This window comes from Streptococcus sp. 27098_8_51 (assembly GCF_041432205.1).
In the GTDB taxonomy this organism is placed as follows: Bacteria; Bacillota; Bacilli; order Lactobacillales; family Streptococcaceae; genus Streptococcus.
Genome location: NZ_JAPVZE010000006.1, coordinates 53292 through 75914 on the forward strand (window position 1 = coordinate 53292; position 22623 = coordinate 75914).

20 protein-coding genes are annotated in these 22623 nt (G+C 42.1%); 12 read left to right on the top strand and 8 right to left on the bottom strand.

From position 1 onward, the window contains the following. Window positions 1-11: 11 nt before the first annotated feature. From cysE to dtd, 10 genes are all read left to right on the top strand, one after another. Complete coding sequence (gene cysE, locus O3622_RS05755) at window positions 12-629, top strand: serine O-acetyltransferase (RefSeq protein WP_070657773.1); 618 nt, start codon at window positions 12-14, stop codon at window positions 627-629. A gap of 49 nt (window positions 630-678) precedes the next feature. Next, on the top strand, window positions 679-879 hold the full coding sequence (locus O3622_RS05760; protein WP_002882686.1) for a YdeI/OmpD-associated family protein: 201 nt from the start codon (window positions 679-681) through the stop codon (window positions 877-879). Window positions 880-892: 13 nt separating this feature from the next. Further along, the gene (locus tag O3622_RS05765; RefSeq protein ID WP_000923404.1) at window positions 893-1657 is read left to right on the top strand and encodes a nucleoside phosphorylase; all 765 of its coding nucleotides are present in this window, start codon (window positions 893-895) and stop codon (window positions 1655-1657) included. 8 nt (window positions 1658-1665) lie between these two features. After that, window positions 1666-2187 (top strand): dihydrofolate reductase family protein, encoded by a 522-nt coding sequence (locus O3622_RS05770; protein WP_000301981.1) that lies wholly within the window; start codon window positions 1666-1668, stop codon window positions 2185-2187. 17 nt (window positions 2188-2204) lie between these two features. Beyond that, the gene (cysS, locus tag O3622_RS05775) at window positions 2205-3548 is read left to right on the top strand and encodes a cysteine--tRNA ligase (protein WP_371607181.1); all 1344 of its coding nucleotides are present in this window, start codon (window positions 2205-2207) and stop codon (window positions 3546-3548) included. Beyond that, window positions 3541-3927, top strand: a complete 387-nt coding sequence (locus O3622_RS05780; protein WP_000567904.1) for a Mini-ribonuclease 3 — start codon at window positions 3541-3543, stop codon at window positions 3925-3927. The genes cysS and O3622_RS05780 overlap by 8 nt, the downstream gene beginning before the upstream one ends. A 3-nt stretch (window positions 3928-3930) precedes the next feature. Next, a complete protein-coding gene (locus O3622_RS05785) occupies window positions 3931-4800 on the top strand; it encodes a helix-turn-helix domain-containing protein (protein WP_000560743.1) in 870 nt (289 codons plus the stop codon). A 114-nt stretch (window positions 4801-4914) separates the two neighbouring features. Next, a complete protein-coding gene (locus tag O3622_RS05790) occupies window positions 4915-6045 on the top strand; it encodes an ABC transporter ATP-binding protein (RefSeq protein ID WP_000229944.1) in 1131 nt (376 codons plus the stop codon). Between the two features lie 142 nt (window positions 6046-6187). After that, on the top strand, window positions 6188-8404 hold the full coding sequence (locus O3622_RS05795) for a bifunctional (p)ppGpp synthetase/guanosine-3',5'-bis(diphosphate) 3'-pyrophosphohydrolase (protein WP_001123776.1): 2217 nt from the start codon (window positions 6188-6190) through the stop codon (window positions 8402-8404). 29 nt (window positions 8405-8433) lie between these two features. Further along, window positions 8434-8877: a D-aminoacyl-tRNA deacylase gene (gene dtd, locus O3622_RS05800; protein WP_049520899.1), complete on the top strand. Its 444-nt coding sequence runs from the start codon at window positions 8434-8436 to the stop codon at window positions 8875-8877. A 30-nt stretch (window positions 8878-8907) separates the two neighbouring features. Here dtd and O3622_RS05805 read toward each other — a convergent pair whose 3' ends face one another. The 6 genes from O3622_RS05805 to O3622_RS05830 all read right to left on the bottom strand — a co-directional run bounded on the left by O3622_RS05805 (window position 8908) and on the right by O3622_RS05830 (window position 13295). Next, window positions 8908-9321, bottom strand: coding sequence for a hypothetical protein (locus tag O3622_RS05805; RefSeq protein WP_049520900.1), 414 nt, complete (start codon window positions 9319-9321; stop codon window positions 8908-8910). 107 nt (window positions 9322-9428) lie between these two features. Continuing rightward, window positions 9429-10079, bottom strand: coding sequence for a metal-dependent transcriptional regulator (locus O3622_RS05810; RefSeq protein WP_049520901.1), 651 nt, complete (start codon window positions 10077-10079; stop codon window positions 9429-9431). Window positions 10080-10162: 83 nt separating this feature from the next. Then, complete coding sequence (gene tpx / locus O3622_RS05815; protein ID WP_049520902.1) at window positions 10163-10657, bottom strand: thiol peroxidase; 495 nt, start codon at window positions 10655-10657, stop codon at window positions 10163-10165. 112 nt (window positions 10658-10769) lie between these two features. Then, window positions 10770-11702 (bottom strand): metal ABC transporter substrate-binding lipoprotein, encoded by a 933-nt coding sequence (locus O3622_RS05820; protein ID WP_371607182.1) that lies wholly within the window; start codon window positions 11700-11702, stop codon window positions 10770-10772. Between the two features lie 25 nt (window positions 11703-11727). After that, window positions 11728-12576: a metal ABC transporter permease gene (locus tag O3622_RS05825; protein ID WP_000634601.1), complete on the bottom strand. Its 849-nt coding sequence runs from the start codon at window positions 12574-12576 to the stop codon at window positions 11728-11730. After that, window positions 12573-13295 (bottom strand): metal ABC transporter ATP-binding protein, encoded by a 723-nt coding sequence (locus tag O3622_RS05830; protein ID WP_044021194.1) that lies wholly within the window; start codon window positions 13293-13295, stop codon window positions 12573-12575. The genes O3622_RS05825 and O3622_RS05830 overlap by 4 nt, the downstream gene beginning before the upstream one ends. Before the next feature lie 179 nt (window positions 13296-13474). Between O3622_RS05830 and O3622_RS05835 the strand changes: the two genes are divergently transcribed. Next, complete coding sequence (locus tag O3622_RS05835; protein WP_371607183.1) at window positions 13475-15367, top strand: M13 family metallopeptidase; 1893 nt, start codon at window positions 13475-13477, stop codon at window positions 15365-15367. 37 nt (window positions 15368-15404) lie between these two features. On the opposite strand, the gene O3622_RS05840 is transcribed toward O3622_RS05835, so the two are convergent. Beyond that, window positions 15405-16034, bottom strand: coding sequence for an MBL fold metallo-hydrolase (locus O3622_RS05840; protein ID WP_371607184.1), 630 nt, complete (start codon window positions 16032-16034; stop codon window positions 15405-15407). 101 nt (window positions 16035-16135) lie between these two features. Next, a complete protein-coding gene (locus O3622_RS05845) occupies window positions 16136-17329 on the bottom strand; it encodes a ferric reductase-like transmembrane domain-containing protein (RefSeq protein ID WP_049501050.1) in 1194 nt (397 codons plus the stop codon). A 554-nt stretch (window positions 17330-17883) separates the two neighbouring features. On the opposite strand from O3622_RS05845, the gene O3622_RS05850 reads away from it, so the two are divergent. Then, the coding region (locus tag O3622_RS05850) for a YSIRK-type signal peptide-containing protein (RefSeq protein ID WP_371607185.1) at window positions 17884-22623 on the top strand (4740 nt) is incomplete at its 3' end.

Sequence of the window (22623 nt, forward strand, 5' to 3'; positions counted from 1 at the left end):
AGGAGAAATGTATGGGATGGTGGCGCGAAACCATTGATATTGTAAAAGAAAATGATCCAGCGGCACGCAACAGTTTGGAAGTTTTGCTGACTTATCCAGGTGTCAAGGCCTTAGCTGCCCACCGTCTCTCGCATTTTCTCTGGAAGCACGGCTTCAAACTCCTGGCTCGTATGCACAGTCAGTTTTGGCGCTTTTGGACTCAGATAGAGATTCATCCGGGTGCTCAGATAGAATCAGGTGTTTTTATCGACCATGGTTCAGGTCTGGTGATTGGAGAGACGGCGATTGTTGAAAAAGGCGTTCTTCTCTATCACGGAGTGACTCTTGGTGGAACAGGGAAGGATGTTGGCAAACGCCATCCGACTGTTCGAAAAGGGGCGCTGATTTCGGCCCACGCTCAGGTGATTGGCCCTATTGAAATTGGAGAGAAAGCCAAAGTTGGGGCGGGTGCAGTGGTTGTGGCAGATGTTCCGAGCGATGTGACAGTTGTCGGAATCCCAGCTAAGATCGTCCGAGTTCATGGACAGAAAGATGAGCCGACGATCCACGAAGTTGAAGAAAAACGAGAGTACTATCTAGACAAGCTAGAGCATGCCCGTGAAGCCAGTCACCATTCATCAAGTCTGTAGGATAGGGTAGCAAAGTTATCGAGGTGAAGTATGACAGGAGGTAAGAACTATGTCAGATTTATCAGATGCAATTTTGAACCAGGCAGTTCTTGAGTTGCAAGAACGCTTGGATGGTCTTGCTAAGGAGCGCTTTATTAAACTGCCACCTAGCCACCAGCGTGAATGGGCTCATTATATCAGTGAAGCCAAAAAAGATGAGACCAAACTGCGCCGTCTAAATAAAATGAAGGCGGATTTGCTGGAGCCTTAAAGAAAGAGAAGTTATGCTATTAGAGGAATTTGAAGATGTAGCAGCAGTTATTGAGCCAACTGAAAAGCCAGTCCATGACAAGGGAGAGGTATGCGAAACCATCATTCTGTCCTTTAATGGCGAAATTCTGAAACGTTTGATTGAGTCAGAAGATGTCTATCCGGGAGGCTATTTGAAAAGCATAAACGGCCATCATCCATGGTATATTTATGGCCAAGGACCTAGCAAGCTAGCAGTTATGTTGGCTCCAATTGGGGCTCCCATGATAGTCGGCCAGCTGGAGGAGTTGGCGGCCAGAGGCTTCAAAAATTTTATCATTTTAGGTTCCTGTGGCGTTTTGGACCGCTCAATTGAGGCGGATAAAATTATCCTGCCTGCAGCCGCATTGCGAGATGAAGGAACTAGCTATCACTATGCCCCACCGGGTGATGAAGTCGCCTATGACGAGTCTCTGCTGATCGAGCTGGAAGCCATCTTTGACAAGCACAATATCGAACATATCCGCACCAAGTCTTGGACGACTGATGCCTTTTATCGAGAAACGCCTGATAAGGTCAAACGTCGCTTGGCTGCTGGAGCTCAAGTGGTGGACATGGAAGCTTCAGCTATCATGGCTTGGAGTCAATTTCGCAAGAGTAAAGTCTATCAGTTCTTCTACACAGCTGACTATGTGGATCATCATAACAGAACCTGGGATGCCCGCCATGAAGAGCGGACAGCTGATGCCATGACTTTTTTCAATATCGCTTTGACAATAGCAAAGGAACTAGAAAGGTAACTACAAGAATGGCAGTATATTTTTACGGCTGTATCACCATGGATGGCTACTTGGCAGACAGCCAGCACAGGATAGACTGGCTGCATCAGCTTGGTTCTGTAGAGGATACAGGCTATGATGACTTTTACAGACAAATGGATATCACCATCATGGGCAAGCGGACCTTTGAGGAAATCCAAGATTTACAAGATGTAGAAAGTTTTTATCAAGCTACGGAAAATTATGTCTTTACGCATGATAGGCATCTGCCTGTCAGCAATTACCAGCCAGTAGCTGGGGATGTGGTGGACTTTGTTCGCCAGATTGACAAAGGCAAAAATGTCTTTGTGATTGGTGGTAATTCCTTGGTAGGACCGCTCTTGGATGCGGATCTTTTCGATCACCTCATTATTCAGATAGCGCCCCTTATCCTAGGAAAGGGGGTTCCCCTCTTTACCCAAGAGGAAGGGCAGCGCTTTTACCAACTGGATAGCCTCAGACAATTTGGCCCTTTTGCAGAGCTGGTTTTCAGCCGAAAAAGTCAGAAATAGAGAAGGGAGTGGACCGCATGATTAAAATTTATGACACCATGTCTCGTGATTTGCGAGAATTTGTACCTATTGAGGACGGTAAGGTAAAGATGTATGTCTGTGGGCCAACAGTTTATAACTATATCCACGTGGGGAATGCCCGCTCGACAGTATCCTTTGATACCATTCGTCGTTATTTCGAATACCGTGGCTACGAAGTTGCCTATATTTCCAACTTTACAGATGTAGACGATAAGATTATCAACCGTGCCAAGGAAGAAGGTATCACGCCTCTGGAGGTTGCGGACAAGTATATTGCTGCCTTTCGTGAGGATGTGACAGCTTTGGGCGTGAAACCTGCGACTCGCCATCCGCGTGTAGTAGAGTTTATGTCTGACATCATTCGTTTTGTGGAAGACTTGATTGAAAAAGGTTATGCTTACGAGAGTCAAGGAGATGTTTACTTCCGTGTGGAAAAATCTCATAACTATGCCAAGTTAGCCAATAAAACCTTGGAAGATTTGGAGCTGGGTGCTTCAGGCCGTACCGATGAAGAAACGGCTCGTAAGGAGAATCCTGTGGACTTTGCCCTCTGGAAAGCTGCCAAGCCAGGCGAGATTTCTTGGGATAGTCCTTGGGGACCTGGTCGTCCGGGCTGGCATATCGAGTGTTCGGTCATGTCGACAGAGATTTTAGGCGATACCATTGATATCCACGGTGGTGGAGCTGATTTGGAGTTTCCTCACCATACCAACGAAATTGCCCAGTCAGAAGCAAAAACAGGCAAAACTTTTGCCAACTACTGGATGCACAATGGCTTTGTCAACATTGATGACGTCAAGATGTCCAAGTCTCTAGGTAATTTCATCACCGTTCATGATGCCCTTAGAACTCTTGATGGTCAAGTGTTGCGTTTCTTCTTTGCGACTCAGCATTACCGCAAGCCTATCAACTTTACCGAAAAAGCAGTGAGAGACGCCGAGACCAATCTCAAGTATCTGAAGAACACTTACGAACAACCATTTACAGGAAACGTGGATACCCAAGAGTTACAAGCCTTTAAAGACAAGTTTGTAGCTGCTATGGATGAGGATTTCAACTCTGCCAACGGTATCACAGTTGTCTTTGAAATGGCCAAATGGATCAACTCAGGAAACTATGATGCAAGTGTTAAGGAAGCTCTTGCGGCTATGTTGGAGGTCTTTGGGATTGTCTTTGTTGAGGAAGTTTTGGATGCAGACATTGAAGCCTTAATCCAAAAACGTCAAGAAGCGCGTGCTAATCGTGACTTTGCGACAGCAGACCAAATCCGTGACCAATTGGCTGCTCAAGGAATTAAGCTCCTTGACACCAAGGATGGAGTGAGGTGGACTCGTGATTGATGTCAATCTCATTAACGGGATTGCGCTTGCCTTCGAAGGAGATGCGGTTTATTCCATGTATATCCGTCGCCATCTCATCCTTAAAGGCATGACCAAACCCAACAAACTCCACCAAGAGGCGACTAAGTATGTGTCAGCCAAGGCTCAAGCTCACTTGATTGCCCTCATGTTGGAAGAGCAAGTCTTGACGGAAAAAGAAGAAGAAATCTATAAACGAGGCCGCAATACCAATAGCCACACAAAGGCTAAAAATGCGGATGTCGTAACTTATCGCATGTCTACAGGATTTGAAGCGGTCATGGGCTATCTCCATCTGACTGAAAATGTGGAGCGTCTAGAGACTATAATTTCTTGGTGCATCCAAAAAGTGGAGGGCTAGAATATGATTGCAAAGGAATTACAAGACTGGTTCCCTGAAGCTCAGATTTCAGATCAGCCAGTAGAGAAACCGGGCTATCTTACTCTTCCTTTAGCTTCTCAGCAGTGGATTTTACTGGAGGAAGCTGGGCTCAGCGAGCGTGAAAAGCAGCTGGTTGCCCTTTTGACCCAGCAGGAGCAGGCTCGTTCGCTCAATCCTTGGTATCCCTATTTGATTGAGGGGAAGGGGCAGGCACCGCAAGCTTTCAAAAAGATTCAATTGGTTTATTGCCATCTGTCTTATTACCAACAGGAAAATCTAGCCTCTTGGTTGGATATGATGCAAACTCTCTTTCCCAACTGCCAGACAGTATTGCAGGTCGGAGTTCAGGATTATGTATTTGTGCTTCAACAAGATAAGTACAGCTCTGTCCGCTCAATCTTATCTGATACGATTGAAGCGGTTGAGTATGACTTTGGCCTTCGTCTGTCGATCATGTTAGGCCAGGTTTGGCCTCAGACAGGCCCTCAAGCCCTATCAGACTTGATCAAAGCGGAGCGAGATTTGTTTAAGACTTGGTGGCGTCAGGGGCATCAAGGTGTACATACCTTTTCACAGCTCTATCTTTGGAGTATGGGAGAAAGGATTGTGGACCTGAGAGTCATTAAAGACTGCCTGCACCAGATGATTTTGGACCAGGACCAGATTCAGGAAATTATCCTTTCTCTCTGGGAAAACAGTGCCGTCCTAACTAAAACGGCCCAGCAACTCTATCTGCACCGCAACTCTCTCCAATACAAGATTGATAGATGGGAAGAATTGACAGGGCTTCAGTTGAAGGAGTTAACGGATCTTACCTTGTGTTATCAGTTGATTTTACCAGATATTCTTTAAAGTTTTGTGCAAGTTGCACAGAACTTTTTTATTTTTTTGGTCACCTTGCCATAGAAATGTAAAGCGTTTTCATTTATAATAAAACTATCAAAAAATAAAAGGAGTTCACCTTCCATGGTAGAATTAAATCTTAAAAACATTTACAAAAAATATCCAAACAGCGAACACTACTCAGTTGAAGACTTTAACTTGGACATTAAAGATAAGGAGTTTATCGTTTTCGTAGGTCCTTCAGGATGTGGTAAATCAACAACTCTTCGTATGATTGCTGGTCTTGAAGACATTACAGAAGGTACTGCATCTATCGATGGCGTGGTTGTCAACGACGTAGCTCCAAAAGACCGTGACATCGCCATGGTATTCCAAAACTACGCTCTTTACCCACACATGACTGTGTATGACAACATGGCTTTTGGTTTGAAATTGCGTAAGTACAGCAAAGAAGACATCGACAAACGTGTGCAAGAAGCAGCAGCAATCCTTGGTTTGAAAGAATTCTTGGATCGTAAACCAGCTGACCTTTCAGGTGGTCAACGTCAACGTGTTGCCATGGGTCGTGCTATCGTCCGTGATGCAAAAGTGTTCTTGATGGACGAACCTTTGTCAAACTTGGATGCCAAGCTTCGTGTATCTATGCGTGCTGAAATTGCGAAGATCCACCGTCGTATCGGTGCTACAACTATCTACGTAACCCACGACCAAACAGAAGCGATGACACTTGCAGACCGTATCGTTATCATGTCAGCAACTAAGAACCCTGCTGGTACAGGTACTATCGGACGTGTTGAACAAATCGGTACCCCTCAAGAAGTTTACAAAAACCCAGTTAACAAATTTGTAGCAGGATTTATCGGAAGCCCAGCTATGAACTTCATCAATGTGAAATTGGTTGGTAGCGAAATTGTTTCTGACGGTTTCCGCTTGAAAGTTCCAGAAGGTGCTTTGAAAGTTCTTCGTGACAAAGGCTACGAAGGAAAAGAATTGATCTTCGGTATCCGTCCAGAAGATGTGAATGCAGAACCTGCTTTCCTTGAAACATTCCCAGAATCAGTTGTCAAAGCTACTATCTCTGTATCAGAATTGCTTGGTTCAGAATCTCACCTTTACTGCCAAGTTGGTAAAGACGAATTTGTTGCAAAAGTGGATGCTCGTGACTACTTGCAAACAGGTGCAACAGTTGAACTTGGATTTGACTTGAACAAAGCACACTTCTTCGATGTAGAAACTGAAAAAACAGTCTACTAAGCAAATGAAATGTCAAAACACTGCTAGAGAAATCTGGCAGTGTTTTTCTTTTAAATGCTTGTTATTGGTATAAAAACAGGCTTTTCTAGTTTTCATATCCTTAAAAAAGTGATAAAATGGTAGGAAGAATTGGAGAGTATAGATGCCGAAAGAAGTGAATTTGACGGGCGATCAGGTAGTCGCTTTAACGAAAGAATATTTAACAAAGGAAGACGTTGCTTTTGTACAAAAAGCATTGATTTACGCAGTTGATTGTCATAGTGGGCAGTTTCGGAAATCAGGTGAGCCCTATATTATCCATCCCATTCAGGTAGCAGGCATTCTGGCTAAGCTCAAGCTGGATGCCGTAACCGTTGCCTGTGGTTTTTTGCATGATGTGGTTGAAGACACAGATGCGACACTGGATGATTTGGAGAGAGAGTTCGGTCATGATGTTCGGATTATCGTTGATGGGGTGACCAAGCTTGGTAAGGTTGAGTACAAATCACTCGAGGAACAATTGGCTGAAAATCACCGCAAGATGCTTATGGCCATGTCAGAGGATATCCGTGTTATCTTGGTTAAATTATCGGACCGTTTGCACAATATGCGGACTCTCAAACACCTGAGAAAGGACAAGCAAGAACGTATCTCCAGAGAAACCATGGAAATTTACGCACCACTTGCTCATCGTCTAGGGATTTCCAGTGTCAAGTGGGAGTTGGAAGATCTATCTTTCCGTTACCTCAATCCAACTGAGTTTTACAAGATCACCCACATGATGAAGGAAAAACGCAGAGAACGTGAGGCTTTGGTCGATGAAGTTGTAACCAAGTTGGAAGAGTACGCTACAGAAAGAAATCTCAAAGGGAAAATCTATGGTCGTCCTAAGCATATCTATTCGATCTACCGCAAGATGCAGGATAAGAAGAAACGCTTTGAGGAGATTTATGACCTGATTGCCATTCGCTGTATCTTAGATACCCAGAGTGATGTTTACGCTATGCTGGGTTATGTGCATGAACTTTGGAAACCCATGCCAGGCCGCTTCAAAGACTATATCGCTAATCGGAAGGCCAATGGTTACCAGTCTATCCATACGACTGTTTATGGGCCAAAAGGGCCGATTGAATTCCAGATTCGGACCAAGGAAATGCACGAGGTGGCTGAGTACGGGGTAGCAGCTCACTGGGCTTATAAGAAAGGCATTAAAGGGCAGGTCAACAGCAAGGAATCTGCTATTGGAATGAACTGGATCAAGGAGATGATGGAGCTCCAAGACCAGGCTGATGATGCAAAGGAATTTGTGGACTCTGTTAAAGAAAACTATCTGGCGGAGGAGATTTACGTCTTTACTCCTGATGGTGCGGTTCGCTCCCTACCAAAAGATTCAGGACCGATTGACTTTGCCTATGAAATCCACACCAAAGTCGGTGAAAAAGCGACTGGTGCCAAGGTCAATGGCCGTATGGTTCCACTGACAACCAAGCTCAAGACAGGGGATCAGGTTGAAATTATCACCAACCCCAACTCCTTTGGTCCGAGTCGTGACTGGCTCAATATGGTCAAGACCAGCAAGGCACGCAACAAGATTCGTCAGTTCTTTAAAAATCAAGACAAGGAATTATCCGTTAACAAGGGCCGTGAGATGTTGATGGCCCAGTTCCAAGAAAACGGCTATGTAGCCAATAAATTCATGGACAAGCGCCATATGGATGAGGTTCTTCAAAAGACCAGCTACAAGACAGAGGAGGCTCTCTACGCAGCTATTGGTTTTGGAGAAATTGGCGCTATTACCGTCTTTAACCGTTTGACCGAAAAGGAACGCCGTGAGGAAGAGCGTGCCAAGGCCAAGGCGGAAGCAGAAGAGCTTGTCAAAGGTGGCGAAGTTAAAGTCGAGAACAAAGAAACCCTCAAGGTTAAGCATGAGGGTGGTGTGGTCATTGAAGGGGCTTCAGGTCTCCTAGTTCGGATTGCCAAGTGTTGCAATCCAGTTCCGGGTGACGACATTGTCGGTTACATTACTAAGGGACGCGGTGTGGCTATTCACCGTGTGGACTGTATGAATCTCCGTGCCCAAGAAAACTACGAGCAACGTCTCCTTGATGTGGAGTGGGAAGATCAATTCTCAAGCAAGGAATACACTGCCCACATCGATATCTATGGTCTCAACCGTACAGGGCTCTTAAATGATGTTTTACAAGTTCTCTCAAACACGACCAAGAATATCTCAACCGTTAATGCTCAGCCAACTAAGGATATGAAATTTGCTAATATCCATGTCTCCTTTGGTATTTCCAACCTCTCTACACTGACCACAGTCGTGGATAAGATTAAGAGTGTGCCAGAGGTTTACTCTGTTAAACGGACTAATGGCTAATTGTCCTAGCTCTTACTAGAAAGGCTATTATGAAAATCATTATCCAACGGGTTAAAAAAGCCCAAGTGAGTATTGAAGGTCAGGTAGAGGGAAAAATCAATCAGGGTCTCTTATTGCTGGTCGGTGTTGGCCCAGAGGACCAAGAGGAAGATTTGGACTATGCTGTGAGAAAGCTTGTCAATATGCGGATTTTTTCTGATGCAGAAGGCAAGATGAATCTGTCTGTCAAGGATATTGAAGGAGAAATCCTTTCTATTTCTCAGTTTACCCTCTTTGCGGATACTAAGAAAGGCAATCGCCCAGCCTTTACAGGTGCAGCCAAGCCGGATATAGCAGCTGCCTTCTATGAGGCTTTAAACCAAAAGCTAGCTCAGGAAGTCCCTGTTCAGACAGGCATCTTTGGAGCGGATATGCAGGTGGAGCTGGTAAATGATGGGCCAGTTACCATCATTCTTGATACTAAAAATAGATAAGAAAACCAAGCCAGCTGGCTTGGTTTTTGTTTATAGACACTCCCAGAAGGTGATGTGTTTGTTGTAAAAGTCGGGATAGTTTTCTCTTAGGTGGCTAGCCGTTATATAGTATAAAGTAGAATGACAGGAAGTAAAGACTGGAGTAAGAGAGTAGAAATACTGAGGGTCAGTGATGGCTAAAAAGACAAATAATAGAAGGTCAACGGAGAGAATCCCTAAGTAGTAGAGGCGAATTTTTTTGTTCATCTGAGGATAAATCTCAGAGAACTGTTTTTTGAGTCGGAAGACTAAGCGAGACAGCAGTAGTCCCTGAGCAAGGATGAAAATGAAGCAAAAAATCAGACCTCTCTCCAAAGAAAGTTCGTATCGAGGTCTGAAAGTTACCAACAGTAGCAAATCGCAGAGTACAATGGCTACAAAATGGATTCTAAAGAGCTTTTTCATAAGATGACCTCCCTCTTTTATCTAGCTTCATTCTACACCAAATGAATGGGACTTACAACTAAAATGACAAAAAATCCCTGAAATGAACTTCTTTCAAGGATAAGGGCTTAGTTGATTTTTTCGACATAGAGTTGTTTGGCGATATCCATACTAACTTGGAGGTCTTCGTCTTTGTTGACCAGAGTAAAGCTATTGGAAAAGCCATCAAACTGCTTGACTTGGAGTTGGTCACCGATATGAATTGCGTGCTTTTCTAGATATTTGAGTAGTTCAAAGCTATCATGAACGCGAGTCAGGAGATAGGTTCCAGCTTCCTGGACGGCCGCTAGTGGCAGGTTATTGATTTCAACCAAGAGTTCTCCCTCGGCTGGTATGGTTCCACCGTGGGGACAGGTTTTAGGGAAGCCCAGTAGTTTATCCAGTCTCTTTACAAATAGGTCAGAGACAGTGTGCTCTAGGACCTCAGCTTCTTCGTGGATCTGGTCACTGGTATAGTCGAGATGGTGAACTAGAAAGACCTCAATCAACCGGTGTTTGCGATAGAGCTCAGAAACCAGTTTGAGGCCAATATCTGTCAATAGATAGCCATTCTCCTTATCCTTGAGGATGAGATTTTCACTTTTCATGCGTTTGATCATCTCTGTTACAGCAGGCGGAGAGACCTGCATACGGGCAGCAATCTCTTTGTTGGTGATTTTTTGCATCTCCGTACCGATTTCATAAATACATTTTAAATAATCTTCTTTATTTGGAGTCATTCGTTTCCTCTTGTTCATTCTCTCCATCTAGTATACCAAAAAAAGCTAGATTTCTCTAGCTTTCTGCCCTAATGGCTTTGATTTTAGTCCAGTTCTTTCACTGCAGCAATAGCAGCTTCAAAGTCTGGTTCCGTGTTGATATTGTCAACGTATTCTACATAACGGATGACATTGTCAGTATCGAGAACAAAGACGGCACGTGCAAGGAAATGCCATTCGTTGATCAAGAGGGCATAATCGCGTCCGAAAGAATGGTCGAAGTAGTCTGAAAGCATGATAGCATTGTCAAGACCTTCAGCCCCACACCAGCGTCCTTGGGCAAATGGTAGGTCCATAGAAACAGTAAGAACGACGGTATTGTCGAGGTTAGCTAGTTCTTGGTTGAATCGACGTGTTTGCGTTGAGCAGATACCAGTATCGATAGAAGGGACAACACTCAAGACTTTTTTCTTTCCATCAAAGTCAGCTAGCGTTTTTTTAGAGAGATCGGTTGTCGTAAGAGAAAAGTCAAGTGCCTTGTCTCCGACTTGCAGTTGTTTACCTGTAAAGGTTACAGGATTTCCGAGAAAAGTGGTCATGAAACTACTCCATTCTTTTTTCTTTTATTTTACCGAGAATTGTCAGATTTTTCCAATGATTTGACTGGAAATTGAAAAACGCCAATTCGGTGAGAATGACGTTTTTAATGGATTATTTTGACAAACCTTCAGCAATCTTGTCAAGGTTGTATTTCATCATGTTGTAGTAGCTGTCACCTTCTTTACCTTCTTCAGCGATTGAGTCAGTGAAGATTTGTGCGTAGATTGGGATATTTGTGTCTTGTGAAACAGTCTTCATTGGACGGTCATCGACACTTGATTCAACAAAGAGTGATGGAACTTTTGTTTGGCGAAGCTTTTCAACCAAGGTCTTGATTTGTTCAGGTGTTCCTTCTTCTTCTGTGTTGATTTCCCAGATGTAGGCACTTGGGACTCCGTAAGCTTTAGAGAAGTATTTGAAGCATCCTTCGCTGGTTACAATGAGTTTTTTCTCAGCAGGGATATTGTTAAATTTCTCTTTGGCTTCCTTGTCCAGTTTGTCTAGCTTTTCAGTATATTCTTTGAGATTTTTTTCGTAGAATTCCTTGTTGCTAGGGTCTTTTGCAATCAACTGTTTAGCGATATTTTTAGCATAAATTATCCCATTTTCAAGGTTGAGCCAAGCGTGTGGGTCTTCTTTGCCTTTCTCGTTTTGACCTTCAAGGTAGATGATGTCTACACCGTCGCTAACTGCATAGTAGTCTTTGTTTTCAGTTTTCTTGGCATTTTCGACCAATTTGGTAAACCAAGCATTGCCACCTGTTTCAAGGTTGATACCGTTATAGAAAATGAGGTCAGCCTCAGAAGTTTTCTTTACGTCTTCAGGAAGTGGTTCGTACTCGTGTGGGTCTTGACCAACAGGAACGATACTGTGAAGATCAATCTTGTCACCAGCGATATTTTTAGTAATATCAGCAATGATAGAGTTAGTCGCTACAACCTTCAGTTTTTGGTTTGTAGATGCTGCATCTTTTTTCCCACTAGCACAAGCAGCTAAACCAATGATAGAAAGAAAAAGAACGAGCAATGTACCTAATTTTTTCATTAGATTCCTCCAGAAGGGTTTCCCCTTATTTATTGATTTTTTTGTTTTTTAGTTTCAAGTATCGTTGCTTTGGAGAGATAAAGAAACTGATTAAAAAGAAGCTGGCGGATGTGAGCACGATGCTGGATCCTGCTGCGAGATTGAAGCTATAGCCGATAAAGAGTCCCAAAACAGAAGCGGTTGCCCCTAGAGTTGATGAAAGAAAAATCATGCTCTTTAGGCTATTTGCATAAAGGTAAGCCGTCGCAGCTGGGGTGATCAACATGGCCACGATAAGAATAGTTCCAACACTTTGCATGGCAGTGACTGACACAAGGGTCAAGAGCACCATGAGCAGATAGTGGTAGAAATTGACGGGCATTCCCATGGCTTTAGCCAGGAGTTCGTCAAAGGATGTAATCAATAGTTGTTTAAAGAAAATCCCGATAATCAAGAGAATCAATGCACCCACACCAATGGTGATCCACATGTCCGTATCTTGGACAGCGAGGATATTCCCAAAAAGGATATGGAAGAGGTCTGTCGAACTCTTGGCAACACTAATCAAGATAACACCTAAGGCTAAGAAAGATGAAAAGGTAATACCAATGGCAGTGTCACTCTTGATGATAGAGTTACCCTTGATGTAGGTAATGATGATGGAAGCCATCAAGCCAAAGATGATCGCTCCAATAAAGAAATCAATTCCCAGGATAAAGGAAAGGGCTACGCCGGGCAAAACTGCGTGAGAGATGGCATCCCCCATGAGAGACATTCCACGTAAGATGATAAAACATCCCACGGCTCCAGCAACCACCCCGATGACTATAGCTGTTATCAGGGCATTTTGTAGGAAATGGAAATGTTGCAATCCATCGATAAATTCTACTATCATAGGTCACCTCCATTAAAGAAGAGCTTACTACCATAAGCTTTTTTGAGATTGACTTCGGTAAAGGTTTCTTCAGTTGAACCAATAGCAACCAATTCTCGATTGAGAAGCATAACTTGGTCGAAATAATGAGGGACTTTGCTGAGGTCATGATGGACGATGAGAACTGTTTTACCAGCTTTTTTAAGGTCTCTCAGTGTATTCATGATAATCTCTTCACTGATCGAGTCAATCCCGACAAAAGGCTCATCTAAAAAGATGTAGTCAGCTTCCTGCACTAAGCAGCGGGCAATCAAAACACGTTGGAATTGTCCTCCAGAGAGCTGACTGATTTGGCGATCAGCATAGTCTGAGAGTCCAACGATTTCAAGTGCATCCGCCACTTTTTTCCAGTGGCTGGCCTTTAAAGTGTGGAAGAGCGGGATAGATGGATAGAGTCCCAGTGAGACACATTCCTTGACCTTGATAGGGAAATTGTAGTCGATATGGATTTTTTGCTCGACATAGGCAACTCGATGTAAAGATTTCTTGACTTCTTTGTCATCGAGAAAGGCCTGGCCTTCGTGTGGGATAATTCCCAACATACTTTTTAATAAAGTTGATTTTCCAGCACCGTTTGGACCAATAATTCCGGTAATAGTTGGTCCTTGGAGCACTAGTGAAATATCCTTTAGTGCCAACGTTTCTTTGTAGGAGACACTGAGGTTTTCGATACGTATCATACAGTTATTTTCCTCCTGTCTTTTAATATACCTTAAAAAAAAAATTAAGTCAAGTTAATTTTTAAAAAATTTAAAATAATAACTGAAAAATGAAGAAAAAAGAGAGACCATTTTTAATTGCATTCCCAAGTGTTTTTTGCTAAGCTAAGAATAAGTGAAAAAATGAAAGCGAGAACAAGATGACACGTTATCAAGACGATTTTTATGATGCAATCAATGGCGAATGGGAAAAGACAGCTGTCATTCCAGCTGATAAATCTCGAACAGGTGGCTTTATTGACCTTGATGAGGAGATTGAAGAGTTAATGCTGGCAACTACGGACAAGTGGTTGGAAGGGGAAGATGTTCCAGAGGACGCTATCCTCGCAAACTTTGTTAAGTACCATCGTATGGTACGTGATTTTGATAAGAGAGAAGCTGATGGGATCAAACCTGTTCTTCCTCTGCTCAAGGAATACCAAGATTTGGAGAGTTTTGCGGATTTTACCAGCAAATTAGCAGCATTTGAATTAGCTGGCAAACCAAATTTCCTTCCATTTGGCGTATCACCAGACTTTATGGATGCTAGAACCAATGTTCTCTGGGCTAGTGCTCCAGGAACTATCTTGCCTGATACAACCTACTATGCCGAAGACCATCCTCAGCGTGAGGAATTATTGAATCTTTGGAAAGAAAGTACTTCTAATCTCCTCAAAGCCTATAACTTCTCAGATGAAGAAATCGAAGATCTTTTAGAGAAACGATTGGAATTGGACCGTCGTATCGCAGCAGTGGTTCTTTCAAACGAAGAAAGTTCAGAATATGCCAAACTCTATCATCCATACGCTTATGAAGATTTCAAAAAGTTTGCCCCTGCACTACCTCTAGATGACTTCTTCCAAGCAGTAATTGGACAAACTCCAGATAAGGTTATCGTAGACGAGGAACGTTTTTGGCAAGCAGCAGATCAGTTTTATAGTGAAGAAGCGTGGCCTCTATTTAAAGCAACCTTGATTTTGGGTGTGGTCAATCTCTCAACAAGCTATCTCACAGACGAGATTCGTGTCTTGTCAGGTGCTTATGGTCGTGCCCTTTCAGGTGTTCCAGAAGCTCAGGATAAGGTCAAGGCAGCCTATCACTTGGCCCAAGGTCCCTTTAAGCAAGCCCTTGGTCTCTGGTATGCGCATGAAAAATTCTCTCCAGAAGCTAAGGCAGACGTAGAGAAAAAAGTGGCGACTATGATTGACGTTTATAAGGAACGTTTGGCTAAGAACGACTGGCTCACGCCTGAAACACGAGATAAGGCCATTGTCAAACTCAATGTCATCAAGCCTTATATCGGTTATCCAGAGGAATTGCCAGAACGCTATAAGGACAAGGTAGTGGACGAAACTGTCAGTCTCTTTGAGAATGCCCTAGCCTTTGCGCGTGTGGAAATCAAGCACAGCTGGAGCAAGTGGAATCAGCCTGTTGATTACAAGGAATGGGGCATGCCAGCTCATATGGTCAATGCCTACTACAATCCTCAGAAGAACTTGATTGTCTTCCCAGCTGCCATTTTACAGGCTCCATTCTATGATTTGCATCAGTCGTCTTCTGCCAACTATGGTGGTATTGGTGCGGTTATTGCCCATGAAATTTCTCACGCCTTTGATACTAATGGAGCTTCCTTTGATGAAAATGGAAGTCTCAAGGATTGGTGGACAGAGAGCGATTATGCAGCTTTTAAAGAAAAAACACAGAAGGTTATCGACCAGTTTGATGGGCAAGAATCTTACGGTGCAAGAATCAACGGAAAACTAACCGTGTCTGAAAACGTTGCCGACCTTGGAGGAATCGCCGCTGCCCTTGAAGCAGCTAAGATAGAACCAGACTTCTCAGCTGAAGAGTTCTTCCATAACTTTGCTCGTATCTGGCGTATGAAAGGCCGTCCAGAGTTGATGAAACTCATGGCCAGTGTTGACGTGCACGCGCCTGCCAAACTCCGTGTCAATGTTCAAGTACCAAACTTCGATGACTTCTTTACAACATACGATGTCAAAGAAGGCGATGGTATGTGGCGTTCACCAGAGGACCGTGTGATTATTTGGTAAGACAAAAACCAAGGAAATTATCCTTGGTTTTTGCTTGCTAGAAAAAGGGATTAAAGGTCTTTTCGTGAGCGATAGTCGTAGCTGGACCATGTCCAGGATAGACATCGTAGTTAGGAAGGGTGAAGAGTTGCGTCTGAATGCTATGGAGGAGTTGTTCCGTGCTACCAGTAGGAAGGTCTGTCCGACCGATGGTTTCGCGGAAAAGAGCATCTCCCGTCAAGACTAGATGGGCATCAGGAAAGACCAGGGAAACGCCGCCAATAGAGTGCCCTGGGGTCGGTAGAACTGTAAAACGAAATTCCTCAAGCTGGTATTCCTCATGAAAGACAAAGGTGTTCTCTGCAGGTTTTGCGACCACATCTGCCATATCATCGTGACGAGGGAGACCAGAGAGATTATCTACAGGAGTGTAAAGCCAGCTAGCTTCGCTCTCTGCTACATAAACTGGGGGATTTCCAAAAGTCTCGCGAACCAAGTCCAGACTCATAATATGGTCGTAGTGGGTGTGGGTCAGGAGAATCGCACAGACGGGTTTGTTGATTTTCTCGATAGTCTTGCGAATAGCTTCCCAATGGCTACCTGGATCAACCACAATCAGGTGTTGGTCCCCTTCTAGATAATAAGTGTTTTCATAAGCAACGGGATTCACGGTTTTATGGATTTTCATAAAGGCTCCAATCTCAAAGAATGTACTAAACTAAGTATAGCACAGAAGAGGGAAATAAAGTGAAAAGAAAGTCCCTCTTTTGTGTTAGAGGGACAATGATCTTATTTAAACTTGAAACCTTCGTAAATGAGTTTTGCTTTGGGATTCTTTTTCTTGATTTGCTTGGCAAGGGCCTTCATCATAGGAAGAGGTCCACACATATAGACTGTAGTCTGGTCAGGGATTTCTTCTTGATCCAAAGTCAGGTATCCTTTTTCATTGCTATCGACCAGCTGCAGGTCAAAGTTAGCATTTTGACGAGCGTAGTCTCGAAGTAGATCTAGGTAGACAGCATTTTCCTCTCCACGGAAACTATAGTAGAAGCGGACGCTCTTGTCTAGGATAGGATGCTCCCGGATATAAGAGATGAAAGGTGTCATTCCAATTCCACCTGCGATCCAGATTTGCTGCTTTGGACCATGTTCCATAGTCATATGTCCATAGGCGCGATCAACCGCAACCTTGCTACCAACTTGAAGATTGTCATAGATATTTTTGGTGTGGTCACCAGAGTTTTTAATCGTAAAATAAAGAGTTCGTCCTTGCCCTCCAGAGATGGAGAAAGGGTGTGGAGCAGTCTCAAAACCTTTTTGGAAAATTTTTAGAAAGGCAAATTGTCCATATTCGTAGGTGAAAGGGTGACTGAGTTCTATTTCAATTTCAGTCGTATCGTGGTTGAGTCGTTTGATTCCTACGATTTTTCCAAGATAGGTGAAACCGACCTTTTGATAAAGGAAAATAATATAAAAACCTGCAAGCAAGCCTAAAAGAGCATAGATTCCAAAGATAAAACCTAGGAAACTAAAGGAGAGGAGACGATTTCCCATGATCATCAAAACATGAAAAAGGCCAAAGATATAGGCTAGATAAACCAATCGATGAATCCATCTCCATGCTTCATACTGGATGTACTGTCCCAGATAGGCAACCAGAACGATGCTGATAAAGATATAGATAGCAATATTTCCAAACTGGGCGGCCAAATGCGAACCCCAGAGACCACCCATGCTAAAGTTGTGTAGGGTTAGTAGGAGTATGGATAGAAAAGCCGTGAATTTATGAGCTAGATACATCTTTTCAAGTCCGTTAAACCAAGCCTCAAGCAAGGGTAAACGGCTAGCTAGTATAAAAGTAAGTGAGAGGGTAGTGAGAGCTAAACCAGGGATTAGAAACTGATTAGCGCCTGAACTGAGCCAAGCCAGAATAGTCAGAAGCATACTAAGTCCGATAAATAAAATACCTTTTAATGATTTCATAGTAGAAGTCCTTTCATGGATTTATCTTATATTAGATGTAATAAGATTTGTTACATTTTAACAAAAAATGAATCTGTAGTCAAGGTTTAGGGTCTCGGCCTCTAAGTCAAATTTTCATGATAATCTATAAATAACGGCTAAGAAATATACTGTTAGATTTGTGTACTTCTTATAGAATTTTTTTGTTATAACAATGTAAGTGTGGGAAAAATTTAACTTCTACAAAACTCTAAAAAATAAATTGATACATAAAAGTGTATTTTATTTAATTATCGGATAAGCGACACCTGAAATTTACATGATGTAAACCTCTGTGAGTATTGGTCTTTTCAAGTATTCGGTGTTAAATTATTTTTGTATTTTTCTCAAATAAAATAATTAAAAATGTTGAAAAAGAGAACAGAAAATGTTAGTATGAATATGCATATTGAATATGAGGATATAATCCTTTTAGAATAACGAAATTTAAAAACCAATTTTCGAGAAGGGAAAGAAATTTCGTTTTTTCTATATTTCAATATCGACATAATAAAAATAGGGAGGTTGTTTTTCTTATGAAGAGTAAGCAACAGGATTTCAGAACGGAGAAATACATTCGATACGGGATTCGAAAGTATAGTTTAGGAGTAGCATCAGTAGCAATTTCAGCAGGTTTGATGTTTTTGGGCAATGGAGCAGTATCAGCGATGGAACTTCAAGGAGCAGATACTACGCTTGTTTCAACATCGACATTGAATACGGAATCTTCTACGGAAACAAAAACACCTGAAAATTCGATAAAAAAAGAAAAAGAAGTTGCCCTTAAGACGGTTGATAAAACGGATTTAGTTAAAAAAATTACAGAACTTGAAGAGAAAGTAAAAACAGCAAAGAATATAGATGACTTGGTACTAACATCTGCTAAAGAACTATTAGATTCTGCGAAATCTGTCATCTCAAAAGAGATAGTTGAGCAAGAGGAAGTGGATACTGAACTTGCTAAGATTAAGGATTTAATTACGGTATTTGCTGAATCTGTCGAAGTTGGGAAAATAACGGAATCTACAGAAAAAGCAGAAGAAACAAAAGAAGCAGAAGAAACTGTCAAACCAGTCCAAGAAGAGAAAAAAGTCTTAGAACAAGTTACGTCTGAAGCTGAGGTAACCAATGTTTTAGCAACTGAAGCAGTCCGGAAAAATAAGCTTGAGGGTGAAAACAAAGCGGCAATTGAGGCGGCGATAGCTAATAATAAGGAAGTTATTGCAGAAACTAAAAAAGTCTTATCGAATGATGTCCTTACAGCTAAACAAATCAATGATCAATTGTCACGCTTAAATGATTCCATTCTTGCTGTCTACAATGATCTGAAAAAAGCAGGAGTTGGAAAAGATGGAAACTTTGGAGTCGCTTTGGCTGCTCAAGATTTCTATGCCGAAGAGGGTTCTAATACAACTCATGCATCGGAAACAAACGCTGCAAATCATACTGGTAAAGATACCTATACGATTCCAGTACAAGAAATTAAATTAATTACGGGTACTGATGCTACAGGTCTAGAGATTGAAGTCTATTCTAATCAGCGGGTTGGTAATGATACAAATGCTGGAAATGGGATGCATACAGAACAAGGTGGAAAAACTGGTCATAACAACAAAGGACGTGTAGACTATCCATTAACCCCTGATGCTGCTAAAAAGTTAGCTGAAGAAGCACCACTTTGGAGAAATAAACTCCGTGCGGATGGGTCAAGAATTTCAAACGCTGCGACGTCAATATACTCTGCTAACGGTGGTTATGAATACCTAGCTACAGAAATTTATGGCTATGGGTATGAACAAGGAGTTGACAGAGTTTATATTAAAGGCTTGAAAGATCGTATCGCTGTTTCTGAAAATGCCAAGCAAGCTGGTTGGAGTTTAACTTCTGTAACCCCAACTAACCTTGTGCCGGGATTGACATACGATTCAGAAACAGACACAATTCAAGGAAAAGTTATAGCGGATATTGAAAATGGAGTTTATGATTTACGATTTAATATTACTGCGACCAATACAGACGGTCGTACGGTAACTTTCCAAATTCAGAATCTTCGTGCTGGTTGGGTCGGATGGCAAGATAGTACGCCTCCTAAAATAAAATCAGATTCTGAGCGTTATGATCGTAATGTTGGTGATGATGCTAATGTAAATATTCAATTCTATGATGAGTCAGGTGCAAGTGCAACACCAACAAATAGTCGAGGAACTTATAACTATACAACGGTTGAAGGCAAAGTTGTAAGAGTACCTCAAAGATTCTCTAAATCAGTAACAGGAGTTTCGGGATATAATACTATTGGTGAAGCATTAGATGATTCCAAAGTATTAATTCCAGGAACTAAATATAGTGTTGCGAATAGTACTTCTGAAGAGCAAGCTGCTGATCAAACGAATATGGGGAGAGGAATCATTTCTGGAAAATTAACTGAAGCAGGAATTTACACAGTCTCCGTATTTGCAAAAGATTATGATAAGTTGGCTAATAATAATGTTTGGAACCAATCTGGACAAGAAGCGCATGCTACCGTAACATTAGTCGTGAAACCAAAGGTTGAGGTTCAAAACGTCGAAACTTACTCAACGGTTGTACCAGTTAAAATTTCTAAAGGTGCATCAAGTGCTAAGGTAACAATGCCGGATGGTACTGTAACCAATCTAAAAGCAGTTAATGGAAAATGGCTCGTAGACAGTGGTTCAACCAACACAGCTGTTTCTGAAAATCAAGAACTAGGTGCTGTAGATTCAGATACAGTCTTTAATATTCCTGTGACATCAGAGGCGACTGCCAAAGTTGGTGTGGACAATATTAGAGTAGAAGCATCTGTTGAAAATGTGAAGGGAACTTTCTTACGTGAACAAGTTGAGTTAAATGGAACGGATGGGCAAAAACATACTGCGACTTTTAATAAGGCTACCGGACACTGGGAGTTACCTAGCGACTATGCTGAAAGTAAAACACTGAATGGTGATGGTACGACAAGATGGACTAAACGTCAAGTGTACACAGAAGCTCAGCAAGACGGTGGTATGAAATTTTATATCTATGAGTACATTCGACAGCTTGATAGCACTGGGAAAGTGACAAGTGTAGAAACACCAACTCGTCCAGAAACGATTTATGTTTCTAAGAATACTAATCAGGTAGGGGATGGAATGTCAGTAACTGTCACTTACGATAAACATTCAAATACCTGGGCGTCATCTGATGGAACGGAAGTGACTGCTACTAAGCTTGGAAATGACTCTTGGGAAGTTCATACTAAGTCAGGATTTGGTGGTATTATTAGAGGGACTATTGCCACAAATACGGATGTGGCAACGGTTGTAAATACAAAACCAACAGCAACTTCACAAGATTATACTTCAACAAAAGGTACAGCTGTCGACCTTCGTAATGAAGCAAAAGCTGCAGTAAGCATCTCAGACTCTGAAGATGCTAAATATGGAAAAACTACCTATATCACTCGAATCACAGTAACTTCGCCTTCAGGAGTTCAAAAAGTATTTGATACTAAACAAGATGCAAATAACTACAATATTGCTAGTGGATATAGCTTAAATGAAGTAGGAGTATATACTGTTAAGATTGATGTTATTGATAGTAATGGAAATTACACTACTGAAGCAACAATCGGTGGAACTGAGTCGGGAGTTGATCATGGAGTTGATTCATCAACCGCTACAACAACCTACCATATTACAGTGACTGATACGATTGAAGGACATAATGTGACTTCAACTGATATTCAAGGTGCTACTCAAAAAGAAACTCCAACCTTTACATCTGTTGGAGATGGATCACCAGTAAAACCAAGTGCTTCTTCACCTGCTAAGTTAGTAGATCCAAAAACAGGTGGATTTGTTGATACTCTAACAATTGATGGTCAGGGTACCTACTCAATTGATAATGAAACAGGCGAAGTAACTTTTGTTCCATTGAAGACATTTACCGGTACAGCTACACCTGTCACAGTTTCACTTACTGCAAAATTAGGAAAAGATGCTAATGATACTGATATTACAGCAACTGCTACAGCAACGTATACTCCAACTGTAATACCTGTTAAACCAACTTCTACAGATGCTGAATCCGAAGGTCCAAAAGGACAAACACAACACGGTACACCAACTTTTACAGGTGGTAAAGTTACAGTAAATGGTGTGGAGAAAACTGTAGAAATTGATGAAAATGTCAAACCAACCTTTGATGATGGGACAACTAAGAAAGTCGTTCCGGGAGAAGGAACTTATACCATTGATGAAAATGGTGTGGTAACTTTCACACCAGAAAAAGACTTTGTTGGGAAGGCTTCAGGAGTTACAGTCAAACGAGTTGATAAGAACGGAACAGAAATAACTGCAAAATACACTCCAACTGTACGTCCAATTACTTCATTTGTAGATACTAAGGGGAATACATTAATTCCAACCGAAGATGGTGAACAACCTAAGAAAGATATTCCAGGTTACCGCTTCGTAGAGACTAAGAAACTTCCAAACGGCGACACAGAACACGTTTATGAGAAGGTTAAGACTAGTCATAAGGATAAGGAAGGCAATGAAATTCCAGGTTATCCAAGCGAAGACGGTGAACAACCGAAGAAAGATATTCCAGGTTACCGTTTCGTAGAGACCAAGAAACTTCCAAACGGTGACACAGAACACATTTATGAGAAGGTTAAGACTAGTCATAAGGATAAGGAAGGCAATGAAATTCCAGGTTATCCAAGCGAAGATGGTTCGCAACCTAAGAAAGATATTCCAGGATATAAAATTGTTGAAACTAAGGTTGATGAAAAAGGCAATGTGGTCCACGTTTATGAGAAGGTTAAGACCAGTCACAAGGATAAGGAAGGCAATGAAATTCCAGGCCACCCAACCGAAGACGGTGAACAACCTAAGAAAGATATTCCAGGCTACCGCTTCGTAGAGACTAAGAAACTTCCAAACGGCGACACAGAACATGTCTACGAAAAAGTGAAGACTAGTCACAAGGATAAAGAAGGGAATGAAATTCCAGGTTATCCAAGCGAAGACGGTGAACAACCTAAGAAAGATATTCCAGGTTACCGCTTCGTAGAGACTAAGAAACTTCCAAACGGGGACACAGAACATGTCTACGAAAAAGTGAAGACTAGTCATAAGGATAAGGAAGGCAATGAAATTCCAGGTTATCCAAGCGAAGATGGTGAACAACCTAAGAAGGACATTCCAGGTTACCGCTTCGTAGAGACTAAGAAACTTCCAAACGGCGACACAGAACACGTTTATGAGAAG

What these genes read in the sequence shown, in the direction of transcription:
- O3622_RS05805 (WP_049520900.1), bottom strand. Translation starts at nt 9,321, where the DNA reads ATGAAAAAGCTCTTTAGAATCCATTTTGTAGCCATTGTACTCTGCGAT.
- O3622_RS05765 (WP_000923404.1), top strand. Translation starts at nt 893, where the DNA reads ATGCTATTAGAGGAATTTGAAGATGTAGCAGCAGTTATTGAGCCAACT.
- cysE (WP_070657773.1), top strand. Translation starts at nt 12, where the DNA reads ATGGGATGGTGGCGCGAAACCATTGATATTGTAAAAGAAAATGATCCA.
- dtd (WP_049520899.1), top strand. Translation starts at nt 8,434, where the DNA reads ATGAAAATCATTATCCAACGGGTTAAAAAAGCCCAAGTGAGTATTGAA.
- O3622_RS05785 (WP_000560743.1), top strand. Translation starts at nt 3,931, where the DNA reads ATGATTGCAAAGGAATTACAAGACTGGTTCCCTGAAGCTCAGATTTCA.
- O3622_RS05820 (WP_371607182.1), bottom strand. Translation starts at nt 11,702, where the DNA reads ATGAAAAAATTAGGTACATTGCTCGTTCTTTTTCTTTCTATCATTGGT.
- tpx (WP_049520902.1), bottom strand. Translation starts at nt 10,657, where the DNA reads ATGACCACTTTTCTCGGAAATCCTGTAACCTTTACAGGTAAACAACTG.
- O3622_RS05835 (WP_371607183.1), top strand. Translation starts at nt 13,475, where the DNA reads ATGACACGTTATCAAGACGATTTTTATGATGCAATCAATGGCGAATGG.
- O3622_RS05830 (WP_044021194.1), bottom strand. Translation starts at nt 13,295, where the DNA reads ATGATACGTATCGAAAACCTCAGTGTCTCCTACAAAGAAACGTTGGCA.
- O3622_RS05760 (WP_002882686.1), top strand. Translation starts at nt 679, where the DNA reads ATGTCAGATTTATCAGATGCAATTTTGAACCAGGCAGTTCTTGAGTTG.
- O3622_RS05810 (WP_049520901.1), bottom strand. Translation starts at nt 10,079, where the DNA reads ATGACTCCAAATAAAGAAGATTATTTAAAATGTATTTATGAAATCGGT.
- O3622_RS05845 (WP_049501050.1), bottom strand. Translation starts at nt 17,329, where the DNA reads ATGAAATCATTAAAAGGTATTTTATTTATCGGACTTAGTATGCTTCTG.
- O3622_RS05770 (WP_000301981.1), top strand. Translation starts at nt 1,666, where the DNA reads ATGGCAGTATATTTTTACGGCTGTATCACCATGGATGGCTACTTGGCA.
- O3622_RS05790 (WP_000229944.1), top strand. Translation starts at nt 4,915, where the DNA reads ATGGTAGAATTAAATCTTAAAAACATTTACAAAAAATATCCAAACAGC.
- O3622_RS05795 (WP_001123776.1), top strand. Translation starts at nt 6,188, where the DNA reads ATGCCGAAAGAAGTGAATTTGACGGGCGATCAGGTAGTCGCTTTAACG.
- cysS (WP_371607181.1), top strand. Translation starts at nt 2,205, where the DNA reads ATGATTAAAATTTATGACACCATGTCTCGTGATTTGCGAGAATTTGTA.
- O3622_RS05825 (WP_000634601.1), bottom strand. Translation starts at nt 12,576, where the DNA reads ATGATAGTAGAATTTATCGATGGATTGCAACATTTCCATTTCCTACAA.
- O3622_RS05840 (WP_371607184.1), bottom strand. Translation starts at nt 16,034, where the DNA reads ATGAAAATCCATAAAACCGTGAATCCCGTTGCTTATGAAAACACTTAT.